The organism is Halopseudomonas sp., from assembly GCF_041579695.1.
In the GTDB taxonomy this organism is placed as follows: domain Bacteria; phylum Pseudomonadota; class Gammaproteobacteria; order Pseudomonadales; family Pseudomonadaceae; genus Halopseudomonas.
Genome location: NZ_JBFGFI010000180.1, coordinates 1 through 2424 on the forward strand (window position 1 = coordinate 1; position 2424 = coordinate 2424).

A 2424-nucleotide genomic window follows, 5' to 3' on the forward strand; every position below is an offset into this window, starting at 1 on the left:
ATACATGGCCAGACCGCCAGCCTCGACCATCTGATGGCAGGCTGCCTGCAACAGATGAGAGCGGCCACTGCCGGGGGCGCCCCAGAGATAGAGGGAAAAATCCGCCGGACTGGCATGCAGATCTGCCAGCGCTTCGACCGCCTTCACCGCTTGCTCATTGGGGCCGGCGAAGAAATTACCGAAGGTTGCTTCGTCGCTCAGCTTGACGCTTAGCGGCAGCTGCATGGGAATTCCTGTCGACATCAGTGGGAAGCCACCTCGGTCTCGGTCGTCAGTTGCGCATCGACCGGCTCTCTATCCTCTTCGTCAGAATCGCGATAGGTGCTGGAGTCCTTGTAGCGACGCAGCATGTAGCGCACCAGAACCATGAGTACGGCCGCGATCGGCAACGCCAGCAGAATTCCCACAAAACCAAACAACTGACCGCCGGCCAACACCGCAAAAATTACCGCGACCGGATGCAGGCCTATACGGTCTCCTACCAGCAAAGGCACCAGCACCGTGCTTTCAATCACCTGACCAAGACCGAATACCGCGACCACTGCGACCAGATGAAACAGATCGCCGTACTGGAAGATGGCGGCAATCAGGGCCGCACCAACGCCGACAACGAAACCAAGGTAGGGGACGATACTCGCCAGGCCGGCGATCATGCCGATCAGCAGCGCCAGCTCCAGGCCCAGCATCCATAGTCCGAGCGAATAGATGATGCCCAGGCAGAGCATCACCAGCAACTGACCGCGAATGAAGGAACTCAGCACCTCATCGCAATCGCGCACCAGCTCTACTGCCAGCCCCTCGTGCTGTCGTGGCAGCAGGCCGCGGATGCGCTGCATGATTTCCTTCCAGTCGCGCATCAGATAGAACGCAACCACCGGAATCATCGCCAGATTGACCAGCCAGGTCAGCAGCGCCATGGTCGAACGCGTAGCCTGTTGCAGAATCATCCCGACCATGCCGCCGGTCTTGCCCAGATTCTCGCGAATGGTGTCAGTCACACTCTCCAGGCGGAAGCTGCTGACATCAACGTCCAGACGAGACTCGAACCAGGGCAGCGCCGTCTGGTTAAACCAGGTCACCATGGCGGGAATACGCTCGCGCAGGATACCTATTTCGTTAATAAGCAGGGGAATCAGTATAAGCAAGAGCACCGCGAAAACAGCCGTCACCCCGGCAAAAACGACCACCACACCGGCCATCCGGGGAACGCCGCGGGCCTCCAGGCGGCCGACCGCCGGGTCGCCCAGATAGGCCAGCAGGATACCGATGAGAAAAGGCGGCAAGATCGGCTGCAGCAGGTAGATCATCAGCACCAGTGCCGCCAATCCTGCGGCCCAGTACCAGCGGGTATCAGTGATCATTTCCGGTTCCTTGAAAAGAGTGAGAAAGGCTTAGCGCCAGCGGAAGAACATCACGTTAGTCACCGGCTCGGGCGCCGCCATGTCGGGCTGCGCATCGAGGGCGGGCTCACCTTCGACCTGATCCATCGGCTCGGGCTCGACCGGCCCGGCATCAGCGGCGCCCTCTACGGCCGACGGCTTCTGCTGGTCGGTCGTTATCGCGGCCGATTGGTCAGACTGCGCTTCTGGCTCGGGCTCGGGCTCGGGCTCGGGAGCGGGCATTCGTCGCAGACGCTGATCCAGAGCGAGCAGCCGTTCGAGCTGAGATTCGCTACCTGCGAAATTTAGGGTGAGGCGCACCTGGTCGCCTTTCACACTCAGCACCTTCGGCACCTCTTTGCTACCCAGTTGCTGCAAGGTTCGTTGCAGCCCGGCAAATTCATTTAAAGTGTTGATACCCTCAACTACCACCTCCCAGCGTGATGTTCCGGTCGAGTTCGACGGTGACACCGCGTACTGCCCAAATACCAGATCGGCTACTTCGAGCATCAGTTGGTCAGCCGCCGACGCAGGCGACTCGGCAGTGATACGGCCATTCTGTGACTGCTCATTGAGCCACCAGCTCCAGTCCAGAACCGAAGTGTCAGGTGTTTCGGCAATGGTCAAGGCAAGCACGGCACTGGCATCGTAGCGCTGACTGGCCTGCTTCAGTGCGTCCCCTTCGGCCTGCTGGATGTTCTGCACGTCGACCAGCGCCCGGTCTTCCAGATCGGCCAGGGGCAGACTCAAGGCGACTGCACGGCGCTGTGCCGCTGCATTCAGGACTGACGCCCAGTCACTGCTCTGACTCAGCAATTCGTGACCCATGGCACTTTCTTCGAGAGCCCAGAGCATTACCGTTGGTCGATTGGGTCCGAGCATCGGCAAGCCTGCGTCATTGAGTAGCCCGCGTATTGCTGCGGGCTCGAAATCGATCCTCACGCCACCGGCCTCGGTACCGGCAATACGGCGCATGAAAGCCTGCGGATCCTGCGCGGCAGCCTGCACCGCCTCGCGGTCAACTGCCTCGGTGCCAGCCTGACGG

3 protein-coding genes are annotated in these 2424 nt (G+C 60.6%); all 3 read right to left on the minus strand.

The window, feature by feature from the left end; translation table 11 throughout:
- Positions 1 to 225, minus strand: a 225-nt coding sequence (locus ABYA88_RS16140; RefSeq protein WP_373188406.1) for a DnaA ATPase domain-containing protein, incomplete at its 3' end; no start/stop codon positions are given.
- A 17-nt stretch (positions 226 to 242) separates the two neighbouring features.
- Positions 243 to 1361: an AI-2E family transporter gene (locus ABYA88_RS16145; RefSeq protein WP_373188407.1), complete on the minus strand. Its 1119-nt coding sequence runs from the start codon at positions 1359 to 1361 to the stop codon at positions 243 to 245.
- A 30-nt stretch (positions 1362 to 1391) separates the two neighbouring features.
- The coding region (locus ABYA88_RS16150) for a DUF2066 domain-containing protein (protein WP_373188408.1) at positions 1392 to 2424 on the minus strand (1033 nt) is incomplete at its 5' end.

Excerpts from the sequence above, each read along its gene's own strand:
- ABYA88_RS16145 (WP_373188407.1), bottom strand. The coding sequence starts at position 1,361 with ATGATCACTGATACCCGCTGGTACTGGGCCGCAGGATTGGCGGCACTG.